This is a genomic window from Roseovarius sp. MMSF_3359, from assembly GCF_030733385.1.
GTDB lineage: Bacteria > Pseudomonadota > Alphaproteobacteria > Rhodobacterales > Rhodobacteraceae > Roseovarius.
Map to the genome: position 1 here is coordinate 18,470 of NZ_JASHJC010000022.1, position 25,648 is coordinate 44,117.

23 protein-coding genes are annotated in these 25,648 nt (G+C 61.2%); 11 read left to right on the top strand and 12 right to left on the bottom strand.

Features of this window, described 5'->3' with window-relative positions; genetic code table 11:
* Positions 1-13: 13 nt before the first annotated feature.
* From kynU to RBB29_RS20880, 3 genes are read right to left on the bottom strand one after another with little or no spacing between them, the layout of a single operon-like run.
* On the bottom strand, positions 14-1,207 hold the full coding sequence (kynU, locus tag RBB29_RS20870; protein WP_306115303.1) for a kynureninase: 1,194 nt from the start codon (positions 1,205-1,207) through the stop codon (positions 14-16).
* Complete coding sequence (locus RBB29_RS20875; protein ID WP_306115302.1) at positions 1,204-1,569, bottom strand: MmcQ/YjbR family DNA-binding protein; 366 nt, start codon at positions 1,567-1,569, stop codon at positions 1,204-1,206. The genes kynU and RBB29_RS20875 overlap by 4 nt, the downstream gene beginning before the upstream one ends.
* 4 nt (positions 1,570-1,573) lie before the next feature.
* Entirely contained in the window at positions 1,574-2,326 is a 753-nt protein-coding gene (locus tag RBB29_RS20880) for an SDR family NAD(P)-dependent oxidoreductase (RefSeq protein WP_306115301.1), read from the bottom strand.
* Positions 2,327-2,681: 355 nt separating this feature from the next.
* On the opposite strand from RBB29_RS20880, the gene RBB29_RS20885 reads away from it, so the two are divergent.
* The 4 genes from RBB29_RS20885 to RBB29_RS20900 all read left to right on the top strand — a co-directional run bounded on the left by RBB29_RS20885 (position 2,682) and on the right by RBB29_RS20900 (position 7,830).
* Positions 2,682-3,134: an isoprenylcysteine carboxylmethyltransferase family protein gene (locus RBB29_RS20885; RefSeq protein WP_306115300.1), complete on the top strand. Its 453-nt coding sequence runs from the start codon at positions 2,682-2,684 to the stop codon at positions 3,132-3,134.
* Between the two features lie 126 nt (positions 3,135-3,260).
* The gene (locus tag RBB29_RS20890; protein WP_306115299.1) at positions 3,261-4,841 is read left to right on the top strand and encodes a Re/Si-specific NAD(P)(+) transhydrogenase subunit alpha; all 1,581 of its coding nucleotides are present in this window, start codon (positions 3,261-3,263) and stop codon (positions 4,839-4,841) included.
* Positions 4,842-4,853: 12 nt separating this feature from the next.
* Positions 4,854-6,287: an NAD(P)(+) transhydrogenase (Re/Si-specific) subunit beta gene (locus RBB29_RS20895; protein WP_306115298.1), complete on the top strand. Its 1,434-nt coding sequence runs from the start codon at positions 4,854-4,856 to the stop codon at positions 6,285-6,287.
* Positions 6,288-6,549: 262 nt separating this feature from the next.
* Positions 6,550-7,830, top strand: coding sequence for a DUF3422 family protein (locus RBB29_RS20900; RefSeq protein ID WP_306115297.1), 1,281 nt, complete (start codon positions 6,550-6,552; stop codon positions 7,828-7,830).
* A gap of 137 nt (positions 7,831-7,967) precedes the next feature.
* Here the strand turns inward: RBB29_RS20900 and RBB29_RS20905 are convergent, their stop codons facing one another.
* The 5 genes from RBB29_RS20905 to RBB29_RS20925 all read right to left on the bottom strand — a co-directional run bounded on the left by RBB29_RS20905 (position 7,968) and on the right by RBB29_RS20925 (position 13,703).
* Complete coding sequence (locus RBB29_RS20905) at positions 7,968-9,191, bottom strand: CAP domain-containing protein (protein WP_306115296.1); 1,224 nt, start codon at positions 9,189-9,191, stop codon at positions 7,968-7,970.
* A 472-nt stretch (positions 9,192-9,663) separates the two neighbouring features.
* A complete protein-coding gene (locus tag RBB29_RS20910; protein ID WP_306115295.1) occupies positions 9,664-10,566 on the bottom strand; it encodes an ABC transporter permease in 903 nt (300 codons plus the stop codon).
* Positions 10,559-11,566 (bottom strand): ABC transporter permease, encoded by a 1,008-nt coding sequence (locus RBB29_RS20915; protein WP_306115294.1) that lies wholly within the window; start codon positions 11,564-11,566, stop codon positions 10,559-10,561. Before RBB29_RS20915 ends, RBB29_RS20910 begins: the two co-directional genes overlap by 8 nt.
* 199 nt (positions 11,567-11,765) lie before the next feature.
* The gene (locus RBB29_RS20920) at positions 11,766-13,331 is read right to left on the bottom strand and encodes a 2-isopropylmalate synthase (RefSeq protein ID WP_306115293.1); all 1,566 of its coding nucleotides are present in this window, start codon (positions 13,329-13,331) and stop codon (positions 11,766-11,768) included.
* Positions 13,332-13,346: 15 nt separating this feature from the next.
* On the bottom strand, positions 13,347-13,703 hold the full coding sequence (locus tag RBB29_RS20925) for a cupin domain-containing protein (RefSeq protein WP_306115292.1): 357 nt from the start codon (positions 13,701-13,703) through the stop codon (positions 13,347-13,349).
* A gap of 245 nt (positions 13,704-13,948) precedes the next feature.
* On the opposite strand from RBB29_RS20925, the gene RBB29_RS20930 reads away from it, so the two are divergent.
* Both RBB29_RS20930 and RBB29_RS20935 read left to right on the top strand, forming a co-directional pair.
* Positions 13,949-14,614, top strand: a complete 666-nt coding sequence (locus tag RBB29_RS20930) for an SDR family NAD(P)-dependent oxidoreductase (protein WP_306115291.1) — start codon at positions 13,949-13,951, stop codon at positions 14,612-14,614.
* The gene (locus RBB29_RS20935) at positions 14,608-16,137 is read left to right on the top strand and encodes a cryptochrome/photolyase family protein (RefSeq protein WP_306115290.1); all 1,530 of its coding nucleotides are present in this window, start codon (positions 14,608-14,610) and stop codon (positions 16,135-16,137) included. Before RBB29_RS20930 ends, RBB29_RS20935 begins: the two co-directional genes overlap by 7 nt.
* A gap of 81 nt (positions 16,138-16,218) precedes the next feature.
* Here RBB29_RS20935 and RBB29_RS20940 read toward each other — a convergent pair whose 3' ends face one another.
* On the bottom strand, positions 16,219-17,886 hold the full coding sequence (locus tag RBB29_RS20940) for a winged helix-turn-helix domain-containing protein (RefSeq protein WP_306115289.1): 1,668 nt from the start codon (positions 17,884-17,886) through the stop codon (positions 16,219-16,221).
* A 227-nt stretch (positions 17,887-18,113) separates the two neighbouring features.
* On the opposite strand from RBB29_RS20940, the gene RBB29_RS20945 reads away from it, so the two are divergent.
* Positions 18,114-18,587: an SRPBCC family protein gene (locus tag RBB29_RS20945; protein ID WP_306115288.1), complete on the top strand. Its 474-nt coding sequence runs from the start codon at positions 18,114-18,116 to the stop codon at positions 18,585-18,587.
* A 131-nt stretch (positions 18,588-18,718) separates the two neighbouring features.
* On the opposite strand, the gene RBB29_RS20950 is transcribed toward RBB29_RS20945, so the two are convergent.
* Positions 18,719-20,128, bottom strand: a complete 1,410-nt coding sequence (locus RBB29_RS20950) for an MORN repeat-containing protein (RefSeq protein ID WP_306115287.1) — start codon at positions 20,126-20,128, stop codon at positions 18,719-18,721.
* Between the two features lie 154 nt (positions 20,129-20,282).
* Here RBB29_RS20950 and RBB29_RS20955 point away from each other — a divergent pair, with 154 nt between their 5' ends.
* Positions 20,283-21,941, top strand: a complete 1,659-nt coding sequence (locus RBB29_RS20955; protein WP_306115286.1) for an NAD+ synthase — start codon at positions 20,283-20,285, stop codon at positions 21,939-21,941.
* Positions 21,942-21,970: 29 nt separating this feature from the next.
* On the top strand, positions 21,971-22,423 hold the full coding sequence (locus RBB29_RS20960; protein ID WP_306115285.1) for a phage tail protein: 453 nt from the start codon (positions 21,971-21,973) through the stop codon (positions 22,421-22,423).
* A 16-nt stretch (positions 22,424-22,439) separates the two neighbouring features.
* Here the strand turns inward: RBB29_RS20960 and RBB29_RS20965 are convergent, their stop codons facing one another.
* Complete coding sequence (locus RBB29_RS20965) at positions 22,440-23,360, bottom strand: MBL fold metallo-hydrolase (protein ID WP_306115284.1); 921 nt, start codon at positions 23,358-23,360, stop codon at positions 22,440-22,442.
* A gap of 99 nt (positions 23,361-23,459) precedes the next feature.
* On the opposite strand from RBB29_RS20965, the gene RBB29_RS20970 reads away from it, so the two are divergent.
* Both RBB29_RS20970 and gltX read left to right on the top strand, forming a co-directional pair.
* The gene (locus RBB29_RS20970) at positions 23,460-23,888 is read left to right on the top strand and encodes a DUF1801 domain-containing protein (protein ID WP_306115283.1); all 429 of its coding nucleotides are present in this window, start codon (positions 23,460-23,462) and stop codon (positions 23,886-23,888) included.
* Between the two features lie 101 nt (positions 23,889-23,989).
* A complete protein-coding gene (gene gltX / locus RBB29_RS20975) occupies positions 23,990-25,315 on the top strand; it encodes a glutamate--tRNA ligase (RefSeq protein ID WP_306115282.1) in 1,326 nt (441 codons plus the stop codon).
* 13 nt (positions 25,316-25,328) lie between these two features.
* On the opposite strand, the gene RBB29_RS20980 is transcribed toward gltX, so the two are convergent.
* The gene (locus RBB29_RS20980; protein WP_306115281.1) at positions 25,329-25,592 is read right to left on the bottom strand and encodes a zf-TFIIB domain-containing protein; all 264 of its coding nucleotides are present in this window, start codon (positions 25,590-25,592) and stop codon (positions 25,329-25,331) included.
* Positions 25,593-25,648 lie beyond the last annotated feature (56 nt).

The window sequence follows — 25,648 nt, forward strand, 5'->3', positions numbered from 1 at the left end:
GGTTCTGGCAAGGTCAGGTGACGCGGCTCCGGATCTGAAACTCCGGGTTTTTCCAGCGTTTTTCGCGGATTACACCGATCAATACATCCGCTGCATGGTCGATGTCAGCCGTGTCGAGGTAAAGCGGGGTGATGCCGAAACGCATGATGTCCGGCGCGCGGAAATCGCCGATCACCCCTTCGGCAATGCACGCCTGCATCGCAGCATATCCATGCTCGAAGTGGAATGAAACCTGGCTGCCGCGCAGGTCCGGATCGCGAGGTGAGGCTAGGTCCAAGGCCGGGCAGGCGTGTTCGACACGGGCGATGAACCGTTCGCTCAGCGCAATCGACTGCGCGCGCAAAGCGGCCATATCGACCGCGTCCCAGATGTCGAGCGCCGCGTCAAGAGCTGCCATGGCAAGCACTGGCGGTGTCCCGACCCGCATCCGTTCGATTCCCGCGCCCGGCCGGTAAGCCGGATCAAAAGCAAACGGTGCCGCGTGGCCAAGCCAGCCGGAAAGGATGGGGTCAACGGTTTCCGTGTGACGTGGCGAGACATAGATGAAGGCCGGCGCGCCGGGGCCGCCATTGAGATACTTGTAGGTGCAGCCCACGGCGAAATCTGCATTGCAGCCTTGCAGGTCCACCGGGATTGCCCCGGCGCTATGGGCCAGGTCCCATATCGTCAGGCAATCATTTTCATGCGCTTTTTGAGTGAGTTGCGCCATGTTGTGAAGGCGGCCGGTGCGGTAATCCACCTCCGTCAGCATCAGGACGGCGACCTCGTCGGTGATGTGATCCTCAACCGCATCAGGGGCCACCACCCGCAATTCATGACCGGCATCGAGCGTCTTGATAAGCCCCTCGGCCATGTAGAGATCGGTGGGGAAATTGCCACTATCGGACAGGATCACTTTGCGGTCCGGGCGCAGCGCCAACGCGGCGGCCAGCGCCTGGTAGACCTTGATGCTGAGCGTGTCGCCCAACACCACATGGCCGGGTTCCGCCCCGATGAGCCGCGCAATCCGATCACCGAGCTGCCGTGGCTGCTCCATCCAACCGGCCCGGTTCCAGCCGGTGATGAGCATCTCCCCCCATTCGTCCCGCATCGCCCCGGTCATCCGCGCCTCGGCCGATTTGGGCAGGGGGCCAAGCGAGTTCCCATCAAGGTAAGTCACGCCGGAGGGTAGATGAAACCTGTCTTTCAGGTGCTTGAAATCATTCATTTTGGTTCTGGTATACCCAGTTCGGCGCGCTTCTTCTTGCTGAGATTGGCAGCGGCCATGTGGTAGGAGGCAATCAAATGTTCGCGCAGCTCTTCATCGCTGAGCCCCGGCGTGTCATAGACCTGCAACCATTTCAGCCCGCGCGAGGCCAGGTAGGGCGCGGGCCGGATGCCCGGCTGATCGCCCAGCACTTCGAACGCAATCTCCGACGCCTTGAAGGTGAACGCATCCTTGCCATCGTTCCAGCCGCAGATGCCGAACACCTTGCCGCCGACCTTCCACACATCCGCATTGCCCCATTGCACCACATGGGTCGTGGCCTTGAGGCTGCCGCAGAAGATGTTGAACTCGTCCCGTGTCATCGGATCAGAATTTTCCTCCGGCGATTTCAATGGCCTGTCCGTTGACACTCTCGGATCCCGGTCCGCAGAGCCAGAGCACGGATTGCGCCACTTCGCTCGGGGCGATGAGGCGTTTGTGCTTGTTTGCCCCGACCATGATGGCGCGGGCCTCTTCGGCACTGATGCCCGCACGCTCCTGGATCGAGGTGACGTTGCGGGTGACAATCTCGGTGTCGACATAGCCGGGGCAGACGGCATTGAAGGTGAATGGCGTGCCGAGGTAATCCTCGCTGAGCGCCCGGATCAGGCCAATCATCCCGTGCTTCGACGCGGTGTAAGCCGGCGCGCCCTTCAGCCCCTTGAGCCCGGCGATGGAGGAGATTGCGATCACGCGGCCCCAATCCGTGTCGCGCATGGATTTCAGGCTTTCGCGGATCGTGAGGAACGCGCCATCGAGGTTTGTGGCCATCATCCGCCGCCAGAACGCCATTTCCGTCTTGTGCAGGGCTCGGCCCTCGGCGAGCCCTGCATTGGCGATGCAGATCTGGATCGGGCCACGCTGACAGACGGCATCGGCGATGGTCGCGGTCACCTGCGCTTCGTCGGTGACATCCATCACAGCAGGGTGGAGGCCTTGCGTCGCAGCACTCTCCAAAACACCCGCGCGCCGCCCGGTGATGGTAACTTCTGCACCTTCCTGCGCGATGGCCTGGGCAATCGCCAGCCCAATGCCGGTGCCGCCGCCGGTGACGAGCGCATGTTTGCCGGAAGGTGTCATAATGGCACCCTAAAGGAACCAGGGAAGGGGGCAAGAGGCCTTGGGGCCGGGCATCTCTACCTGCACGCGTTCGTCCGACCGGTTACGGGATGAGTTCGCCATCACTTGCGCTTTTTCTGCATTGCGGACGAAGCTGTCCCTCTATCGCAATTGAAACAGAGGGCATCGCCTGACCGCGGTCGGGCGCTGCCCGACGGTGCTGCGCACCTTGAGTCTGGGCTGGGTGCTACGTCTGCTACGGGCTCCGAGCAGACCTTCGGCACCGCATCCCGATGCGCCTACGAAACCCCTTGGCCGCTCGGGCTGCGGCAACTCGCGCTCTTTTCCGGCGGGGAGCGGCAGGGTAGGAGGCGACATGCTGAAATGGATCGACATACCGCCGGTCTGGTTGCTGGGCATTGCGGTGCTGGCCTGGGTGCAGGCGGCATACTGGCCGCTGGGGTTGAGTTTCGGCGGGGCCTGGGCGGATTTTGCGGGCGGGCTGCTCGTCGGCGGTGGCTTGGTGCTGATGGCTTTGGCCTTTGCCGAGTTTCGCCGCCACAAGACCACCGTCATCCCGCACCGGGAGGCCGACCGCCTCATCACGGGCGGCATTTTCAAACGGACCCGCAACCCGATCTACCTGGGCGACGCGCTGATTCTCGGCGGTCTGATTCTGCGATGGGACGCGGTTCTGGCGCTGCCATTGGTGCCGATCTTCTTCTGGATTATCGAAAAGCGGTTCATTCTCGCCGAAGAAGATCGCCTGCGGCGCAAGTTTCGGATGGATTTTGCGCGATATTGCGAAAAAACGCGACGTTGGTGTTAAGAAATGTGGCAATCTGGCAGTCGCATCTTTCCAAACCTTGTGAAATAACGGCGCTTGACGTCAGAAATGCGACGGCCATTCAGGGCGGCCAGCGCAGTGGAACGTGACAGAAGAGGGAACAGGACATTGAAAATAGGGACGCCGAAAGAAGTCATCGACGGTGAAAACCGGGTGGCGATGACGCCGGACTCGGTGACGCAGTTGCAGAAGCTGGGTCATGAGTGCGTGATTGAAACCGGGGCCGGAGACAAGGCCGGGTTTTCGGACAAGGATTACAAGGACGCGGGCGCGGAGGTGGTCAAGACCGCCGCGGCGCTTTGGAAAGCGGCCGATGTTGTAGCCAAGGTACGGCCTCCGGTTGATGCCGAAATGAAGCGGCTGCGTGACGGTCAGACGCTGATTTCCTTCTTCAACCCCGGTGCCAACGAGGCGCAGATGAAGGCCGCCGCCAAGAAGGGTGCGACGGTCATCGCGATGGAGATGGTGCCGCGCATTTCCCGCGCTCAGAAGATGGATGCGCTGTCGTCGATGGCCAATATCGCGGGCTACCGCGCGGTGATCGAGGCGGGCAACAATTTCGGTCGTTTCTTCACCGGACAGATCACCGCGGCGGGCAAGGTGCCCCCGGCCAAGGTGCTGGTTGTCGGCGCCGGTGTGGCCGGATTGGCGGCGATCGGTACGTCGACGTCGCTGGGTGCGATCACCTATGCGTTCGACGTGCGCCCCGAGGTGGCCGAGCAGGTCGAGTCGATGGGTGCCGAATTCGTCTATCTCGATTTCGAGGAAGAGCAGACCGATGGCGCAGCCACCGGTGGCTATGCGGCGGTCTCGTCCCCTGAGTTCCGTGAGGCGCAGCTCGCCAAGTTCCGCGAATTGGCACCGGAGGTCGATATCGTCATCACGACGGCGCTCATTCCCAACCGCGAGGCGCCCGAGCTTTGGACCGAGGACATGGTCAAGGCGATGAAACCGGGGTCGGTCATCGTGGACCTCGCGGCCGAGAAGGGCGGGAACTGCAAGCTGACGGTCATGGACGAGAAGATCGTGACCGACAACGGCGTGACCATCATCGGCTATACCGATTTCCCGAGCCGAATGGCGGCGCAATCGTCGAGCCTTTACGCCACCAACATCCGTCACATGATGACCGACCTGACGCCGGAGAAAGACGGCGTGATCGTGCATGACATGGAGGATGACGTGATCCGCGGCGCGACCGTGGCGCATGCCAAGGAGGTCACCTTCCCGCCACCGCCGCCCAAGGTGCAGGCGATTGCGGCGCAACCCAAGAAGGAAGCGCCCAAGGAACTGACTGCCGAGGAAAAGCGTGCCGCCGAGACCGCCGCGTTCAAGGCGCAGACCAAGAACCAGGTCACGTTGCTGGCCATTGGTGGCGGTCTGCTTCTGGCGCTCGGGGCGATCCCGGGGATGCCGGCGAGCTTCATGCAGCATTTCATCGTCTTTGTTCTGTCGGTCTTCATCGGCTTCCAGGTGATCTGGAACGTGTCGCATTCCTTGCACACGCCGCTGATGGCAATCACCAACGCGATCTCGTCGATCATCATCCTCGGCGCGCTCATGCAGATCGGATCAGGCTCGTTCCTCGTGATCCTGCTGGCCGCGGTCAGCGTCTTCATGGCGGCCATTAACATATTCGGTGGCTTTCTCGTCACCCGGCGCATGCTCGCCATGTTCCAGAAGTCGTAAGGGGGACGAGACATGGATTTTGGTTTCACAACAGCGGCCTATGTGGTCGCAGCAGTTCTCTTCATTCTCGCTCTGGGCGGCCTTTCGGGGCAGGAAAGCGCGAAACGTGCCATTTGGTACGGGATCGTCGGCATGGCCATCGCGGTCGTCTCGACGCTCATTGGCCCCGGTTCGGGCTTCTGGTTCCTGTCACTCATACTGATCGCGGCAGGTGCCGTGATCGGCTATCAACTGGCCACGCGGGTGCAGATGACGCAGATGCCGGAACTGGTGGCGATCATGCACTCGCTGGTCGGTCTGGCGGCGGTTTTCGTGGGCTTCAACGCGGATTTCACTATCGGCATGGTCGAGGCGGCGAAGGCCGCAGGCGAGAGCGTCGAAGGGGTCTTCCCGCAACTGGTGGCCAAGAAAACCCCGATCGAGATCACCATTCTGCAGGTCGAACTGGTGCTTGGCATCTGGATCGGCGCGGTGACCTTCACCGGCTCGGTCATTGCCTATGGCAAACTGGCGGGCAAGGTCGATACGTCGGCCAAGCAACTGCCCGGCGGCCATGCGCTGAACGCGGCGGCGGCGGGTCTGTCGCTGCTCTTTGTCATCATGTACCTGGGCGGTTCGGGCACCTGGACGCTGGTGCTGCTGACACTGTTGGCGCTCTTCATCGGTTATCACCTGATCATGGGGATCGGCGGCGCGGACATGCCCGTGGTGGTGTCGATGCTCAACAGCTACTCGGGCTGGGCAGCGGCGGCGATTGGTTTCTCGCTTGGCAATGATCTCCTGATTACCGTGGGCGCGCTTGTGGGCTCGTCCGGTGCGATCCTGAGCTACATCATGTGCAAGGCCATGAACCGGTCCTTCATCAGCGTGATCCTCGGCGGCTTTGGTGGCGCCTCGGGCGAGCAGATGGCGGTCGAGGGCGAGCAGATCGCAATCGACGCCGATGGTGTTGCCACGGCGCTCAACGAGGCCGAGAGCATCATCATCATCCCCGGCTACGGCATGGCCGTGGCGCAGGCGCAGCAGGCGGTGAGCGAGCTGACCAACAAGCTGCGGGCCAAGGGCAAGAATGTGCGTTTCGCCATTCACCCCGTTGCGGGGCGTCTGCCGGGGCATATGAACGTGCTGCTGGCCGAGGCGAAGGTCCCTTATGACATCGTGCTGGAGATGGACGAGATCAATGAAGACTTCCCCGACACGGACGTGGTCATCGTTATCGGCTCGAACGATATCGTGAACCCCGCCGCGCAGGACGACCCCAACAGCCCGATTGCCGGGATGCCGGTTTTGGAGTGCTGGAAGGCGAAACAGGTGTTTGTCTCGAAGCGCGGGCAGGGGACCGGCTATTCCGGCATCGAAAACCCGCTCTTCTACAAGGACAACACCCGGATGTTCTATGGCGATGCCAAGGATTCGGTGTCGAGCTTGTTGCCCAAGGTCGACTAGGGTTATCGACAAACGATCAGAGGGGGGCGCCCATCATCGGGCGCCCCTTTTTGGTTTGTTATGCGGTGCGTTGATTTGGCTGGGAGGCTGCCGCACTGCGATCCGCGACAAGTGATCCGTCAGGTTCCGGGGTCTGGTGGCAAGCTGTGGCGCTTATTGCGATGTATGCCGCGGTGTGCCGCTAAGTCATTGGTGTGACAAAAGAATCCGTTTTATTCGCTGGCCGGGCCGGATATGTTGCCTGCGAAGATGAGGAACGCCGATGCCCCCAATTCCTGACCACCCTTTGCGGTTTGCGCTGGCCAATGAGCTGCATGCGCGGCCCTTTCCGTCGTTGAATGTTCCGGCAACGGCGGTTTTTCTGGCTGTCAAACAACCCACTGACGCGGCCAAGCGGGACCGCGATGCGGATCGGGCGCATCTGCTGGCCTTGCTGGATCGGTACGGTGCCTCGCATCCGCGCCCGGACGCCACGCATTACTTCGGGCAGGTGGGGCGCCATATGCTCAAATGGGAAAGCCATACCGAGTTTGTGACCTACACCATGCTGAGCGAGGGGGCCGGGGACAAACCCTTTGCGCCGGATGAATTCGATGTCTTCCCCGATGATTGGCTGGCCGCGGTGCCGGGGCAGCGGATGACCTCGGCGCTGATCCGCATCACATCGCATCAGGATGACGAAAAGCTCCGCGAAGACCTGGGAAACTGGTTCATCCCCGAAAGCGTGGCGGTCGCACGAGTGCTGGATAATTCCGCCGTGATTGCGGGTGATTTCAGGATTGATGCGGCGGGTCACCTGCGGTTCCTGGTGAGTGTTGCGCCCGATACCGGCGCTCGGCGCGTGGGCCGGATCGTGCAGCGCCTGTGCGAGATCGAGACCTACAAAACCATGTCCATGCTGGGTTTTGCCCGGGTCCGCGACATGGGAACGCGTATGGGGGATATCGACGGCCAGTTGGGCAATCTCATGGTCGAGATGACCGACGGGTATACACCTGCGGAGAAAACCCTTGGGCACCTGCTTGAAGTCTCGGCGGAGTTGGAGGCGATGGTGGCACAATCCTCCTTCCGGTTCGGGGCGACCGAGGCCTATGCGCGCATCGTGGATCAGCGGATCGAGGTTCTGCGCGAGGAACGGTTCGAGGGGCGGCAGACCTTTTCGGAATTCATGATGCGGCGGTTTTCGCCGGCGATGCGCACGGTGGCCTCGACCAAGGAGCGGCTGCGCAGCATGTCGGACCGGGCGCTCAGGGCCGGCAACCTTCTGAGGACGCAGGTGGACGTGGAACGCAGCGCGCAGAACCAGGTCCTGCTGGAAAGCATGAATCGCCGCGCCGATGCACAACTGCGCCTGCAACGCACGGTCGAGGGGTTGAGTGTCGTCGCGATCAGCTATTATGCGGTATCGCTCGCGGGCTATCTTCTCTACCCGCTGAGCGACATGTTTGGGATCAGCAAGGGCATGGTCACGGCACTGGCGACCTTACCCGTTGTCGCGGCGGTCTGGTGGATGATCCGCAGGATTAGAAAACGGCTTGATTGAAGGGTGCCCCGGGGCCGAGGCGCCGCTTGCAACATGTTCCAAACCGCAAACTGGCGAGGCGCGCTCGACCGTGCAGCCATTCCTGGCAAAGCTCTGAGCCTTGCCAGGTCTGTTGGATGAGCTTGATCTATCAGACGTCAGAACAAGAAGTCGCTGGCATCCAGTTGACGGAGCGCCGTGTTCAGCAAAACGATCGAGCTGTCGGCGCCCGTGTCGATGGTGACATGACCGTTCCTCTGGCTCGCCGCATCGCGCACGTCCTGGAAATTGTTGAAGCCCGAGACATCGCCGAGGTCGATCTTTTCCCATTGACTCCGGGCATTGAAATCGGCAACGCGATCATGCCCATGGCCGTTCTCAAAGACAAAGATATCAGAGCCCAGACCACCTCTGAGCATGTCATTGCCGCGACCACCATCAACCGTGTCCACGCCGATATCGCCGTTCAGCACGTCATTATCGGCACCGCCATCGAGGCGGTCGTTGCCTGAGCCGCCCCGCAGGACGTCACGATCTGCGTCGCCCCAAAGCCGGTCATTCCCGGAATCCCCGAACATCCTGTCGCGCCCGTCGCCGCCGCGGAGGTCATCACCACCATTGCCGCCAAACAAGAGGTCATGACCCGCATTCCCGAAGAGATCGTCACTGCCATTGTTGCCATGCAATTTGTCGCGACCGTTGCCACCTTCGAGGCGGTCATCGTCCGCGCCGCCCGACAATGTGTCACTGCCGCCGCTGCCAAGCAGGGTGTCGTCGCCCGCGCGGCCGTTCAGCCGGTCATGGCCATTCGTCCCGGTGATCCGCTGGTCATCGTTGTTGCTCGGGGGAACAGGTTGCGGTTGGGGATCGGGTTGGGGGTCAGGTTGAGGTTGTGGCTGTGGTGCGGGCGGTGCAGATCCACGGCTGTCGAGCTGCACCGGCGCGTCCGTCCGCGCAAAATTCTGCGTCACGAACAGGCCATCCCACCCCCTGTAGTCGCCACGTTCAATGCCGATGCCGATGACTTCCAATGAGGGGTTCAGGATATTCGCCCGGTGACCGGAGCTGTTCATCAGGGATTGGTGCAGATTGACGACGTCATCGGCGAGGCCCGGCTCTCCGCGCACGCTTTGCCAGGCGATGTTTTCCGCGGTCCGCCAGCTTCCTGCGAGATCGAAATTCGCATCACGCATCCGCGCGGTGGGCGACGAGCCGCCAGCCCCGGTATGGCTGAATTGGTCGACGTTGATCATCCACCGGCTATGATCTTCGGCGGCGTCGTTGAGCCGCAACTCCAACCGCAACGGATTGAGGTTACGCGAAACACGTTCGTTGTTGATCAGGTCCAACATCTGCCATTCGAGGGCGTTCGCTTTTGACATGAGAGTTTCGCTTTCGCTGTTGTTTCAGTTTTTCCGACGGCTAGAGCGGCAAACGCCGTCTGGAAAGAAGGAGGTGTGCATGACCGCAAAAAGTGGCATCAAGCCGCGCAATCCGGGGGAAAGCCGCCGATGGCTGGCAAACACCTGCCGACATTCGGCGGAAACCCGACCGGATCAGATAGGGCCATGGACGGGCGGCGTCACATACCCTGGAAGATGCGCCAGATAAAGGCGCCACATCGCGCTCAAAGCCTCCGGATCGGAGGCGAGCAGGCTTGGACCAAAGTAACGTCAAAACTGTCGAAAAGCGGCGCATGAATTTTTGGTTAACGGAGCTTTGTGGCAGAAAATTGGCCCAAAATGTGGCGTGAATCCGGCAGACGGGCAGGGAGGTTCAACCGGCTTCTTGCCCGCTATTGATCTGTCAGCGTAGGACTGCGCGTTGCGCTGGCTCACGCCGGTGGGGTCAAGGTTACCGACCGCGGATGCGGGGATCGAGCGCGTCGCGCAGCCCGTCGCCCATGTAGTTGACGCTGAGCACCGTGAGCGAGATCGCGAGGCCGGGCCAGATGACCCGCTCGGGGTAGTCCTGCAGATAGACCGTGGCATCGTTCAGAAGCCGTCCCCAGGTGGGGAAATCGGGCGGAAACCCGAGACCCAGGAAGCTCAGGGCGCTTTCTGTGATGATCGCGTTGGCGATGCCGAGCGTGGCAGAGACCATGATCGGTGACATGACGTTGGGCAGAATATGGCGGGTGATGAGGTGCCGGTTCGAGGTGCCGATCGACCGGGCAGCGAGGACGAACTCCCGCTCTTTCAGGGCCAGTACATCGCCGCGCACGATCCGGGCGGTGGGCATCCAGCTTGTGATGCCGATGGCAAAGACGATGAGGATGAAAATCCCCGTTTCCGGGCCGAAGGCCGCGTTGAGGGACTCGCGGAAGAGCATGACCATGACCAGCAGGAGGGGCAGCAAGGGCAGGGACAAGAAGAGGTCGGTCAGGCGCATGAGCGGTGCATCGAGCCAACGGAAGAACCCCGCCAGCACGCCAATGAGGCTGCCCAGCACCAGCGCCAGCAGCATCGCGGTCAGCCCCACGGTGATCGAACTGCGCCCGCCTGCCATGATCCGTGCCAGCGTGTCGCGGCCCAGTTGATCCGTGCCGAAGGGATGCGCCCAGCTTGGCCCCTGGTTGCGGGCGCGGATGTCGATATGGGTGGCGTCGATGCTCCAGACGAGCGGCCCGAGAAACACCCCCGCGATGATGAAGAAGAACACCCCCATGCCGATCAGCGCCCCGCGATGGGCGCGGAATTGCAGCCAGACATCGCGCCATTGACTGCGCGGGGCGGAGGAGAGAGCCGGATCAGTCATAGCGAATCCTCGGGTCCAGCATGCCGTAGAGCAGGTCGGCGATGATGTTGAAGAGCACGATGAGCACGGCGAGCATGAAGGTCACGGTCTGCACCATCGGCAGATCGTTGGCCTGTATCGCGGTAATCAACAATTGCCCGAGCCCGTTCACCTTGAAGATCTGCTCGGTGATGATGGCGCCGCCGAAGATCTGCGGCACGCCAAGCGCGATGACGGTGACCACCGGGATCATCGAGTTTCTCAGCACATGTACCATGACTACGGTGGGTTCACCCATGCCCTTGGCGCGGGCGGTGCGCACGTAATCCTGCCCCAGATTGTCCAGCATCGAGGCGCGCATGAAGCGGCTGATCTGGGCGGTGATCTGAAGCGCGAGGACCATGACCGGCATCACCATCTGCTTGAGCTGGATGACGAATGTGTCCCAATCCACGACCCGATGCGTGGTGTCATAGATCGATGGTAGCCAGCCCAGTTGCACCGAGAAGATCACGATCACCAGAACGCCCGAGAAAAAGGGTGGGACCGAATAGCCGACCATGGTGACAAATGTGCCAAGCTGATCGAACATCGAATACTGACGATAGGCCGAATAGATGCCGACAGGAATGGCGATAAGGACGGCGACGAGATAGGCCATGGCCACCACCCAGAGCGTCTGCGGCATCCGCTGAAGCACGATATCCATGACCGGCGAGCGCGTCTGCCAGCTGATGACGCGCTGTTTGCCCTCGGCCAATGCCGTGCCGAAGGCATTGTCAAACCAGACAGATGGTTCGACCACAAAGAACTGATAGAGCCATTTGCCAAACCGGATATGGGTCGGCTGCCCCACGCCCAATGCCTCGCGCATCTGCTGTTTGACTTCCGCGGGCACGGTCAGCGGCACCTGCGCCATCGGATCGCCCGGCGCCAGTTCCAGCAGCAAAAAGATGACAAGTGCGATGAAAAGAAGCGTCGGAACGGACAGAACCAGCCGTCGGACGGTATAAGTCAGCATTCAGAGGCCACCTTTGAGACACGGGCAGATCCTGTATCTCCTCTCGGGCGGGAAAAAGCAACGCAGGGTTGGGTCGAAATACGTGGTCGGTGTCCGGCCGGTATGCCCTTGGCGGTGCACAACATGCGGCCTTGTCGCCCTCTTCGGGGGGAGATTGCAGCCCTGTGCCATCTCGGCGGCGAAGGGGCTGCAAAGTGGTTTACGAGACGTCCTTGTAGCTGATCTCGCGGCGGTCCTGTCCGACCTTGTCGCGGCGCACCAGCAGGCGGTTGAGCGCGTTCACATAGGCCTTGGCCGAGGCCACAACCGTGTCGGTATCCGCCGATTGGCCGGTAGCAATGTTGCCGTCTTCTTCGAGCCGGACGGAAACCGTCGCCTGCGCGTCCGTGCCTTCGGTCACCGCATGCACCTGGTAGAGCGACAGGTGGGCATTGTTGGGATAAAGCTCCCGTACCGCCTTGAAGGTTGCGTCCACGGGGCCGTCGCCGGATTGCGTGGCGGTTTTCTCTTCGCCGTCGATGGTCATGACCAATTCCGCATCCGCCGGTCCGCCTGTGCCGCAGGCGACGCGCAGGGACGTGATGACCAGCCGGTCATTGGCGGCATCCTCACCGGCGGTTACCAGGGCCAGAAGATCTTCATCATAGACCTCCTTCTTGCGGTCGGCCAGTTCCTTGAACCGCACGAAGACATCGTTCAATTGATTGTCGGCCAGCTCATACCCGAGGTCTTTCAGCTTCGAGCGCAGGGCCGCGCGGCCCGAGTGCTTGCCCATCACGATATTGGTCTCGGTCAGGCCCACATCCTCGGGGCGCATGATCTCGAACGTCTCGGCGTTCTTGAGCATCCCGTCCTGGTGAATGCCGCTCTCGTGGGCGAAGGCGTTCTTGCCGACGATGGCCTTGTTGGGCTGTACCTGGAAGCCGCTCACGGTCGAGACCCGGCGGCTCAGGTGCATGATTTTCGTCGTGTCGATGCCGGTGTGGTAGGGCATGATGTCGCCGCGCACCTTCATCGCCATCACAACCTCTTCCAGCGCCGTGTTGCCCGCGCGTTCGCCCAAGCCGTTGATCGTGCATTCGATCTGCCGTGCGCCACCGGCCACCGCGGCCAAGGAATTTGCCGTCGCCATGCCCAGATCGTTATGGCAGTGGGTGGCAAAAACCACCTCATCCGCGCCGGGCACTTCGGCGATCAGATTGCGGATCAGGTCGGCTGATTCCACCGGGGCGGTGTAACCGACCGTATCGGGAATGTTGATCGTGCTGGCACCGGCCTTGATCGCAATCTCGACCACGCGCTTGAGGTAGTCCCATTCCGTCCGCGTGGCGTCCATCGGCGACCACTGCACGTTGTCGCAGAGGTTGCGCGCGTGGGTGACCGTATCGTGGATGCGTTCGGCCATCTCGTCCTGCGTGAGGTTCGGGATCGCGCGGTGCAGGGGCGAGGTGCCGATAAAGGTATGGATGCGGGGGCGTTTGGCGTGCTGCACGGCCTCCCAGCAACGGTCAATATCCTTGAAGTTCGCCCGGGAAAGCCCGCAAATCACGGAATTTTTTGCGTTTTTGGCGATCTCGGTTACCGCGTTGAAATCACCCTCCGAGGCGATCGGGAAACCGGCTTCGATGATGTCGACGCCCATTTCATCGAGCAGCCCGGCAATCTCCAGCTTTTCGTCATGGGTCATGGTCGCGCCGGGGGATTGTTCGCCGTCGCGCAAGGTGGTGTCAAAGATGACCACTCTGTCTTTGCTGTCAGTGCTCATGTCGTCAGTTCCTGTTCAAATATGGTCCTTGGCGGCGGCGGGTTGGCCGCTATCGCCGGAATTCGGTTCGCCTTTGGGTTCGATCAGCAGCACCTTGGCCTCGTGTTCCGCGCGCGGCCTGTGCACCACGCCCTTTGGGACGATTACCAGTTCGCCGGGGCCAAAGACCACGCTTTCGGCGCCCTCATAATCCATCGTGACCGTGCCGTCGATAACCAGAAAGAAGTCATCGGTGGTGTCATGCTTGTGAAACGGGAACTCTCCCTGGAATTTCACAACCATCACCTCGTTATCGTTGTAGCTGGCCACGACTTTCGGATCCCAATGGGTGTCAAAAAGCGCGAGCTTTTCCGCGATGTTGATTTTCTGCATCTTTGTTTTCCTAAGCGAGCGTTAAGGCGCGAAAGAGCACATCCTCTGAGCGGTCGCGCCGAATGGCACGCTCAGAGGCGGCTTAGGAGTAGGATGAGGGCAGCACCAGGCGCGCCGGGAATACGGCGTGCGGTGGTCGTGATATGCCCGTTGGTCATCATGGGCGACATGATAGGCGCGGTTTGCGGGAAATAAAAGAGCGTTTTCGTGTTGATCCGCCGCGCATCTCTTCTAGGTCTGGTGGCATGGAAAAAGCACTGATTATCGGCGCATCGGGTGGGATCGGTTCGGCCCTTGCGGACGCCCTTGCGGCGCGGGGTGTGGCCGTGACCGGGCTGTCGCGCCGCGCGGACGGGCTGGACGTGACCCACGAGGCGTCGGTCGAGGCGGCCATGGGCGCGCTTGAGGGCCCGTATGACCTGATCTTCGTGGCCTCGGGCGCGCTCGAGGTCGACGGGGCCGCGCCGGAAAAGACGTTGCAGGCGATCTCGGCAAAGGCCATGGCGGACCAGTTCGCGGTAAACTGCATCGGGCCGTCGCTGATTCTCAAGCATGGCGTTCGGTTGCTGCCGAAAGAGGGCAGGGCGGTTTTTGCGGCGCTCTCCGCGCGGGTGGGATCCATTGGCGATAACCGTCTTGGGGGCTGGTATTCCTATCGCACCGCCAAAGCCGCGCTGAACCAGATCATCCACACCGCCGCGATCGAGGTAGGGCGCACGCACAAGGAGGCGATCTGTGTCTGTCTGCACCCGGGAACCGTCGCCACCGATTTCACGGCGAAATACGCCGGGCGTCACAAGACCGTCCCGCCGGAAGAGGCGGCGCAGAACCTTCTGGCGGTAATCGACGGGCTTGAGACCGCCGATAGCGGGCTTTTCTTCGACTGGGCGGGCAAGCAGGTCACATGGTGAAACGACTGATCCTGGTGCTGGGCGATCAGCTTTCCCCTGATCTCTCGGCGCTACGCGAAGGTGACCGCGACAGTGACCTCATTGTCATGGCCGAGGTCACGGATGAGACCGGCTACGTGCCGCATCACCCCAAGAAAATCGCGCTCGTGCTGTCGGCGATGCGTCATTTCGCGGAAGAGTTGCGCGAAGACGGCTGGCAGGTTGCTTATACCAAGCTGGACGATAGCGAGGCGTCGAAATCCATTGTCGGCGAGTTGATACGGCGCGGGCAGGAACACGGGACGAGCGAGGTGATCGCCACCTGTCCCGGCGAATGGCGGTTGCTCCGGGCGCTTGAGGATGCACCCCTGACCGTGACGATCCTGCCCGATGACCGGTTTGTGGCGACTCTCGATGAATTCGCGAGCTGGGCCGAAGGGCGCAAGGAACTCCGGATGGAGTATTTCTATCGCGACATGCGCCGCAAGACCGGGCTGTTGATGGAAGGCGACAAGCCCGCGGGCGAGAAGTGGAACTATGACCACGAGAACCGCAAACCGGCCAAGGATGATCTGCTGCGGTCGAAACCGATGCAATTCACCCCAGATGAGATCACCGAAGAGGTGCTGGATCTGGTCGAGGATCGGTTTGGCGAGAATTTCGGGGTGTTGCGCCCGTTCTGGTTCGCGGTGACAAGCGGGCAGGCGCGCCGGGCGCTGGACCATTTCGCCAAGCATCTTCTGGAGGGGTTCGGCGACACTCAGGACGCGATGCTGCAAGGCGACCGCTTCCTGCACCATTCCGTCCTGTCGCCCTATCTCAACCTCGGCCTGCTGAGCCCGATCGAAATCTGCGAGCGGGTCGAGGAAGAGTGGCGTGCGGGCCGGGTGCCGATCAATGCCGCCGAAGGGTACATCCGGCAGGTGATCGGTTGGCGTGAGTATGTGCGCGGGCTCTATTTCCACGAAGGCCCGGATTACGCCACGCGCAATGGGCTGGGCCACAAACGCGATCTGCCCTGGATGTACTGGGGCGGTGAGACGGGCATGAACTGCATGTCCCATGCGGTGGCGCAGACCCGCGACGAGGCCTATGCCCACCATATCCAACGCCTGATGGTGACCGGCAATTTCGCCCTGCTGGCGGGGATTGACCCCGAACAGGTGCACGAATGGTACCTGGCGGTCTATGCGGATGCGTTCGAATGGGTCGAGGCGCCCAATACCGTGGGTATGAGCCAGTTTGCCGATGGCGGCATCATCGCGTCGAAGCCTTACGTGAGTTCCGGGAATTACATCAACAAGATGTCGAATTATTGCGGCTCCTGCACCTATTCGATGAAGGACAAGACCGGCGATACGGCCTGTCCCTTCAACCTGCTTTACTGGCATTTCCTGGATCGCCACCGCGACAGGTTCGACAAAAACCCGCGGATGGGCAACATGTACCGGACGTGGGACCGGATGGACGAGGGGCGCCGCGAGACGGTCCTACGGGACGCCGAAAGGCTGCTTGACCGGCTGGACAGCGGGGAGGTGGTCTGAAGCGACCGGCAATGTGAAATGCGACATGTTTTACCGCCCGCATCGAGCCAGGGCCAAACCCGTTTCCTTTGTTTGACCTGATTAATCCTGCAGCCCGGCGCCGCGCAAATCGTTCAACACGCGATCAAGATCGGCGGTGTTCGTGTATTTCCCATCGTAGTTGTGACGCACCTTCGCGAGTGAATAGGCCGGGTCAAAATCAAGCAGGTGTCCAACGGCCTCCCTGGCCCCGTCGGTATTTCCACGGCACATCTCGATGATTGCCAGCACGCGATAGGCCATCGGCGGGATTTCGGACATCGCGTTCATGGTCTGCAAGGCATCGTCGCAATTGCGCGTGTGCCATTGCACCCAGGCCAGGTTCCACTTGATCCAGTCCTGGTGCAGCGGGTCGAGGCGCACGACTTTCAACATCAGCTCTTCCGCCTCTTCGGCTCGACCGCCATAGGTCAGTGCCTCGGCCAACGAGGCCATTGCGCCCGTGTCATTGGGGTTCAAGGCCAGGGCTTGCTGATACCGGGCAATCGCCTTGTCGAGCTTGCCCTCCTGGATGTGCATATAGGCCATTGCCGAATGGCCATCATAGAATTCCGGCGCGATCTCGACCGCCTTGCGCGCATAGTTCCGCGCCGCATTCAGCTCCTCAATCGGGTCCTGGTCCGTCCACCCCCAACGGTACTTGTTGATGTGGACGAAGGTGAGCCCGACATATCCGTATGGTTGGGACGGGTCCGCCTCGATCGCCGCCAGATTGGCCTGACGTGCCTTTTCGTTGCCCTCGGGTGTGAAATCGAAAAGATGCTGGCGCGCCTTCAGATTAAGAAGCAGCGCCGACAGCTTCGCCTGATCGGACCTGATTGCCTTCTGCCCTTCGAAGTTGATAACCTTCTGCGCCACCGTGGCCGCGGTTTTGCGGACAATCTCGTCCTGCACGGCGAAGATGTCGCTCAGATCGCTGTTATAGACCTGCGACCAGAGGTTTTGACCTCCGACCGCATCAATAAGCTGGATCGTCACGCGCAGCCGGTCGCCGCTTTTCTGTTGGCTCCCTTCCAGCAGGTACCGGACACCGAGCACGTCGGAGATCCTCTTCACCTCGGTCGGGGTGTCGCGAAAGCTGAAGCTCGAATTGCGGGCGGTGACGAAAAGTTCGGGAAATCGGGACAGACCGCCGATGACCCCCTCGGCGATGGCGTCACTCAGGTAATCCGCGTCATCCCCGACGCTGTGGTCCTCAAACGCCAGCACCGCGATGGAGGGCCTGGAAGGCAGCGGCAACTCGGTAGTCTCGGAAACGTCCGGGCCCTTGTCAGATGCCGTGACCCAAATGAGGCCAAAGCCCAGGACCACCACCAGAGCGAGGCCCACCAAGACCAGACGCTTTGTGCGGTGTTGTTGGATGGCGGGCGTATCGGTGTGACCCGCGGCGCTTTGCGGAGGTTCCTTTGCGTTCAGGCGGTACCCCTTCTTCGGCAGCGTTTGGATAATGTTGTGGCCCGTGTCGTTCAGGGCGCGCCGGATATCGGCAATGCACTGGGTCAGGCTGTCATCCGTGACAAATTTCTTGTCCCAGACATTTTCAAACAGTTCGTCCTTGGACACGGTCTCGCCCCGGCGCCGCGCAAGGTAGGCCAGCACGTCGGAGCTTTGGCTGCGCAGATGCACCAAATTGCCCGTGCCATCGCGCAATTCGTTCGTTTGCAGGGAAAAGCGACAGGCGCCGAGGGAGAGGGTCCAGGACGATTTCATATTTTTTTCAGGCTTTTCTCCGGACATTTCAGGCCCCTCCATGCCCATCTGACTTTGCGAAGAGGCGCCCCGGGAGGCAAGAAAATTCTCCTGGACTCGTCGCAAGCCCGCAGGTGGCAGAGCCACGCGAAACGGCGGGCACCCAACATGGAAGGACGCCGTCCGGACGATCTGGCACTGCAAAGGCCGATATGCGCGACGGCAACATGAACCGGAAAGGAAAGATCATGAAAACCCTCACGAAAGTCACAGTGATGGCCATCGCAACGCTTTGTGCAACGGCGGCCGCCTCCGCGGATTACAAGGTGAAGCGGACGCTTAAATTGTCGGCGCAGGCAACGGACGTCTGGCATCTGATCGGCGATTTCTGCGACATCGACGATTGGCACCCCGATGTGCGTGCCTGTTCGCTGAAGGTGCGGGACGGCGCATTGATCCGGGTCCTGACAAATGTGAACGGGGAAGAGCGGACCCAGAAACGCATCGCCCATGAAGCTGGCCTGTCCTACACCTACAAGACGGTCAGTTCGCCCCTGCCGGTCGAGAATTTCATCTCGACCCTGTCGGTTGAAAGCCTGGAGAACTCGTTGATCGCCTGGTCGGTGAATTTTTCGTCCGATGACCCGGCCATGGAACAGGTCGTCGTCGATGAGATCGAAGCTGGCCTGGCGACGATCGAAAAACTCATCGACGCCCGGTAGGCGGGGGAGCCGCGGCGGGGCATTCCGGAATGCTGATGCACGGGATGAACGGTCACCACGAAGGATGTCGATTTGGTCCTGTAGACAGGCGGGGCGGGCTCAAGCAATGGGCCCGCCTTTGGGTCTTGGGCCTAGTTCGCCTCGCTGTCGCCGGATAGGGCACCATCCTGCCATTCGCCGCTGGCTTCCTCGCCGGTGGCGTAGCGCATCGTGCCTTGCCCCTGACGTTTGCCGCGCTTGAACATGCCTTCGTAGACATCCCCGGTGAGGTAGGTCGCAACGCCCTGGCCGCTGATCTCGCCGTTTTGCCATTCGCCGGTGTAGCGGAACCCGTCGGCCATCTTGATCTCACCTTGGCCGTGCCGCTGATTGTTGCGGAAATCGCCCTTGTAGACGGTGCCGTCGGCATAGGTGGCCACGCCCTGACCGTGGCGTTGGCCGTCGGCCCATTCACCCTCATACTTATAGCCGTCCGCATGGGTCATCACGCCTTGCCCGTGGTTCTTGGCATTCTTGAACATGCCCTCGTAGACAAGCCCGTTGGTATAGGTCGTCCGGCCTTCGCCTTCGATCACGCCATTGACCCACTGCCCCTCATAGGTGGAGCCGTCGGCATAGGTGATCTTGCCCTCGCCATCGGCCAGATCATCGCGGAAATCCCCGACATAGACCGAGCCATCCGGGTAGGATACCGTGCCTTGCCCCGAGATCTTGCCCGCGACCCAGGACCCTTCGTACTTATAGCCATCCGTGCCGATATAAGTTCCCTGACCATCGCGCAGATCGTTGAGGAATTGCCCTTCGTAAGTGTCGCCATTTGCATAGGTGACGCGGCCCTGGCCCTCGCGGCGACCGGCCACGAGCGTCCCCTCGTAGACATCGCCATTGGGATAGGTGAGCTTGCCGGTGCCGTTGATCTGGCCACCCTTCCACAAGCCGGTATAAACCAGGCCCTCGGGCGTGGTCAGCGTGCCTTGGCCTTCGCGCGCGCCGCGTGCCACGTCGCCCTCATAGACCGCCCCGTCGGGATAGGTGATCTTGCCTTTGCCTTCCTTGACCGCGTTCACCCAATCCCCGTCATAGATGTATCCGCGGGGGCTGGTCATCACGCCGCGCCCGTTATGCATCGCATTGAAGAACCCGCCCTCGTAGCGCACACCATTGGCATAGAGAGCGACCCCCTGACCGGTGATCTTGCCGTCCTCCCACTGACCCTCATAGGTGCCGCCGTCGCTGAAGACGATGATGCCCACGCCATGGGGCTTGCCCTTGGAAAACTCGCCCTCATAGATCGACCCGTTGGGGAAGCGCGCCACGCCCTTGCCCTTGATCTCTCCCTCGACCCATTCGCCGGTGTATTCATAACCATTGGGCAGCGTATAGGTGCCGGTCCCATGCTGCACGCCGTTCTTGAACGTGCCCTCATAGATGCCGCCATCATCGTATTGTTTGGTGCGGACCTCGTTTTCCTGCGCAGTCAATGCGGTGGCGCCGCTCAATGCAATGCCCAGAATAACGGTTCTTGTCAGTGAAAATGTCATTTTTGCCCCGAATGCCCCACCTCGCATGTGATGCGCGATCACTGGAAATCTAGTGGACCGCTGGCGGGCTGACAACGGGTTTTGCTCAAATCGGCTTTCCCTTGCTACCTGATCTGCTAAATCAGTTGGGGAAGATAAAGATGAGGCTTTGGCAATGGCCGACAGGTTTCGCCTGACACTGGCACAGATGAATCCGACCGTGGGCGATCTTGACGGCAATGCCGCGCTGGCCCGCAAGGCGTGGGAGGCCGGGCGCGACGCGGGCGCCAACATGGTCGCACTGCCCGAGATGTTCATCACCGGCTACAATACGCAGGACCTGGTGATGAAACCGGCCTTTCACCAGGCGGCGATTGCCAAGCTGGAAGAGCTGGCGAAGGCCTGCGCCGATGGGCCGGCATTGGCCATTGGTGGTCCGGCGCTTGAGGGGGCAGGGCTCTATAACGCTTACTATATCCTGAAGGGCGGCCGCACCTCAGCGCGGGTGCTCAAGCACCATCTGCCGAATGAGACGGTGTTCGACGAAGTGCGGATTTACGACGCGGCCGAGGTTGGCGGGCCTTACGTGGTCGATGACGTGCGCATCGGCAGCCCGATCTGCGAGGATAGCTGGCACGAGGATGTGCCTGAGACGCTGGCAGAGACCGGGGCGGAGTTCCTGCTGGTGCCTAACGGGTCGCCCTATTACCGCAACAAGATGGAGGTTCGGCAGAACCTGATGGTCGCCCGCGTGGTCGAGACCGGCCTGCCGCTCATCTACCTCAACCTCGTCGGCGGGCAGGACGATCAGGTTTTTGACGGCGGCACTTTCGTGTTGAACCCCGGCGGCGAACTGGCGCTGCAAATGCCGGTTTTCGAGGAGGCGATCACCCATCTCGATCTCGTGCGCTCAGAGGATGGCTGGCGCGCGGAGAAGGGTGATTTCGCGCCCCTGCCGGATGCGTATGAGCAGGATTACAACGCCATGGTCCTCAGCCTGCGGGACTATATGCGCAAGACCGGGTTCAAGAAGGTGCTGCTGGGTCTTTCTGGCGGGATCGACTCGGCCATCGTGGCGACAATCGCCGTGGATGCGCTGGGGGCCGACAACGTCCGCTGCGTGATGCTACCGTCGGAATATACCTCTCAGGCGTCGCTGGACGATGCCAAGCAGGTCGCTGAAAACCTCGGCTGCCGCTACGATTTTGTGCCGATTTCCGAGGCGCGCGGCGCGGTCACCAACACGCTCGCCCCGCTTTTCGAAGGGACCGAGCCGGGGCTGACCGAAGAAAACATCCAATCGCGCCTGCGCGGCCTCTTGCTGATGGCGCTTTCGAACAAATTTGGCGAGATGCTCCTGACCACCGGCAATAAATCCGAGGTCGCCGTGGGCTATGCCACGATCTATGGCGACATGGCGGGCGGCTATAACCCGATCAAGGACATGTACAAAACCCGCGTGTTCGACACCTGCCGCTGGCGCAATGCCCATCACCGCGACTGGATGATGGGGCCAGCGGGTGAAGTCATTCCACCGAACGTGATCCAGAAGCCACCCTCGGCGGAGTTGCGCGAGGACCAGAAAGACAGCGATTCACTGCCCGATTACCCGGTCCTCGACGGTATCCTCGAAATCCTGGTGGATCAGGACGGATCTATCGAAGATTGCGTGGCCGCGGGGTTCGACCGGGCCGATGCGAAAAAGGTCGAGCACCTGCTTTACATCAGCGAATACAAACGCTTTCAATCCGCCCCCGGCACCCGGCTGAGCAAGAAGGCTTTCTGGCTCGACCGGCGGTATCCCATCGTCAACCGCTGGCGCGATGACGGGTAACGGGTGGCGAAACGCGATGGAGGACTACCTTGAACAGCCCCACTGAAATGCCCGTCGCCTTTCGCTTCAACGTCAGTTTCGCATCGCCTTCCGGGACGGTCGTGGTGTTTCAAGAGGTCAGCGGGTTGGAGGCCGACCTTGGCACCGAGCCCGTTGTCGAAGGCGGAGAAAACCGGTTTGTGCATGCGCTGCCGGGCGTGGCGAAGCACGGCAATCTTGTCTTGAAGCGCGGCATGTCAGAGGGGAGCGCGCTCCTTGTTACCTGGTGCCGCGACACGCTTGAGGGCGGGTTCGACAAGCCGATCGAGGTGCATGACCTTGAGGTGTCGCTGGTCAATGATGAAGGAGACGCTGTTGCGATATGGGTCATACAGCAGGCCTATCCGGTGAAGATGCAGGCGGCGGGCTTCGACGCGATGAAAAACGAGCTCATGATCGAAACCATCGAGCTCGCTTACAGCAAAATACATCGGAAAGTCTGAAGGTTAGACCGCTCTCCTAAAGCTGCAATTGGTAGCTTTCGGGGATGTAAACATAACCGTCGCCATGTTTGGCCGCGTATCCGACCGCGGGCCAGGGCATGTGATACCCCACGAAGGGGATCTTGTCGGCGGCCATCATGTCGAGCAGACGTTTGCGCGTCGCCGCGGCGGCCTCCTTGTCCATGTCGAACTTCACCTCCCAATCGGGATAGGCCAGCGACCAGACATAGTGGTTGGCGAAATCGGCGGCGATGATGAGCTGCTTGCCGTCGCTTTCGACGCGGTAGACCATATGCCCGGGCGTGTGTCCGAAGGCGTCCACCGCCGTGATGCCGGACACCACATCGGCGCCGGGATCAATCAGCGTGGCTTTCTCGGCCAGGGGCTTCATATTGCTGTCAAACCGCTCGTTTTCGGCCTTGGACCAGGCATCGAACTCCACCGCACCGGTGACGTAGCGCGCATTGGGGAACGTGGGCGTCCCCTCGTTCATCAGGCCGCCGATGTGATCGCCATGCATATGGGTGATGACCACCACATCGACCTGATCGGCGGTGTATCCCGCGCCCTCAAGCGCGCCGGTGATGTCGGCAGCACTCAGCCCTGTGTCAAACAATACCAGGTCGCTGCCGGTATTCACCACCGTGGGCGTAAAGAAAAACCGCGCCTGATCGGTGGGCAGATTCGCCTCCGCCGAGACCTTGTTGAATTCCTCCTCGCTGACGTTCAGGCCAAAAATCGAATGCGGATCGTCACGCGGGAAACTGTTTGAAAGCAGGGTCGTGACCTCGAAACCGCCCAAGGTGAACCGTTTGAACCCGGGGGTTGCGGCGCCAAGCATTGGGGCCGCCGCGTGACCGGGCCGCGCCACCGTGGCGAGCGGCACTGCGGCGGCGGATGCAATCAGGGTGCGGCGGGTCAAATGGGGCGTGGTCATCGGTTTCTCCTCCTTGGGTTGCAAGGATGATAGCGCGGCTGGCCGGTGGGGTGTATGATCTCACGGTATTGTGACGGCACTGCGGCCCGGAGGCGCGCCATGAGCACCAACAAGACCAAAGCGACCGATCAGACCCCTGCGGATTTCATCGCCGGTGTCGAACACCCGCGCCGACGCGAGGATGCGGAGACCCTGCTTGCGTTTTTCAAGGAGGTTACCGGTTTTGCGCCCTGTATGTGGGGGCCGTCGATCATCGGGTTCGGGCGCTATCATTATGTCTACGACAGCGGCCGGGAAGGGGATTTTCTGGCCACGGGGTTCAGCCCCCGAAAATCCGCCCTGAGCATCTACATCATGCCCGGATACCAGGACTATGGCCATATCCTGAGCAGGCTCGGCAAACACAAGACAGGCAAATCCTGTCTCTACGTCAACAAGCTTGCCGATATCGACATGGCGGTTCTGGCCGAGCTTGTCCGCACGGGGCTGCGCGATCTGAACGCGATCTGGGAAGTACATCCATCCTGATTGGCCCTGCCGTCAAAGATATGATTACTGCCGGGAATGCCGTGAATTCTGGACAATCCGCTGCGGCTGTGACATCTGCCGGTTGATCCAGGAGAGAGCCAATGACCACCACCCGTTTTGCCCCGTCGCCCACCGGTTACATCCATGTGGGCAACCTGCGTACCGCGCTGATGAACTACCTGATTGCGGCCAAGGCCGGGGGCACCTTCATCCTGCGGATCGACGACACCGATCCGGAACGGTCGAAGGAAGAATATGTTGACGGGATCAAGAAGGACCTGGAATGGCTGGGTCTGCACTGGGACCGGATCGAACGTCAGTCGGAACGGCTGGACCGCTATGCCGAGGCCGGGGATCGTCTGCGCGAGATGGGTCGCTTCTATGAGGCGTTCGAGACGCCTACGGAGCTGGATCTCAAGCGCAAGAAGCAGCTCAACATGGGCAAACCACCGGTCTATGACCGCGCCGCTCTGGCCCTGAGCGACGCCGAAAAGGAGGCCCTGCGCGCCGAGCGCGGCAATGGCGTCTGGCGCTTCAAGCTCGACCAGGAGCGGATCGAATGGACCGATGGGATCCTTGGCGATATCTCGATTGACGCGGCAAGCGTTTCGGATCCGGTGCTGATCAAGGCGGACGGGCAGGTGCTTTACACGATTGCGTCGGTGGTCGACGATACCGAGATGGGTGTTACCCATGTTGTGCGCGGATCGGACCATGTGACCAACACCGCGACGCAGATCCAGATCATCGAAGCCCTCGGCGGCACGGTGCCGGAATTTGCGCACCATTCGCTCCTGACCGGGCCGCAGGGGGAGAAATTCTCCAAGCGGTTCAAGGTCGCGTCCCTGCGCGATCTGCGCGAAGCAGGCGTAGAGCCGATGGCGCTTTTGAGCCTGATGGCGCGGCTTGGGTCGAGCGATCCTGTTGAGCTGCAAACCGAGATGGCGGCGCTGATCGATGGGTTTGACATTGGCCGGTTTGGCACTGCCCCGACGAAACTTGATACCGAGGATCTGTTCCCGTTGTCGGCACGGGTATTGCAGGCGCAGCCCTTTGATGCCGTGGCCGCCCATATCGACGCGCTTGACGTCCCGTCGGACATCGCGCCGCAATTCTGGGAGGTCACGCGCGAGAATATCACCACGCTGAATGACCTTGCTGGCTGGTGGGAGATGTTCCGCGACGGTGCCGAGCCAGTGATTGACGATGAGGACAAGGAGTTTGTCGCCGAGGCGATGGCGCTATTGCCTGACGGACCGCATGATGCGGAAAGCTGGGGCAATTGGACCGCGGCGGTCAAAGAGGCCACCGGGCGCAAGGGTCGCGGCCTCTTCATGCCATTGCGCAAGGCCCTCACCGGGCAGGCGCATGGGCCGGATATGGCGCAGGTCTTGCCGCTCTTGCAGAAGATCCGCGCCAAGGGCTAGGGGCCCAAACGGCTCAGAAGTCGAAAATCTCGCTTAGGAAACTGTCGCGCTTTTTCTTCTTGCGCGGGCGCGTGTCGTAGCCGTGACCATGGTCATAGCTGCGCTCCGGCGCGTGTTGCGGCGGCGGGGGTGGCGGCGTTTGCGTCATGTTGCGCTCGATGATCTTGTCCAGCTCGCCGCGATCAAGCCACACGCCGCGACATTGCGGGCAATAGTCGATTTCAACGCCATTGCGGTCGGTCATTACGAGTTGGGTGCCATCAATAGGGCATTGCATGATCTGTCATAGCCTCCTGTTTCTGTCAGGATTGATATGGGGCTGATTGTCGTGAA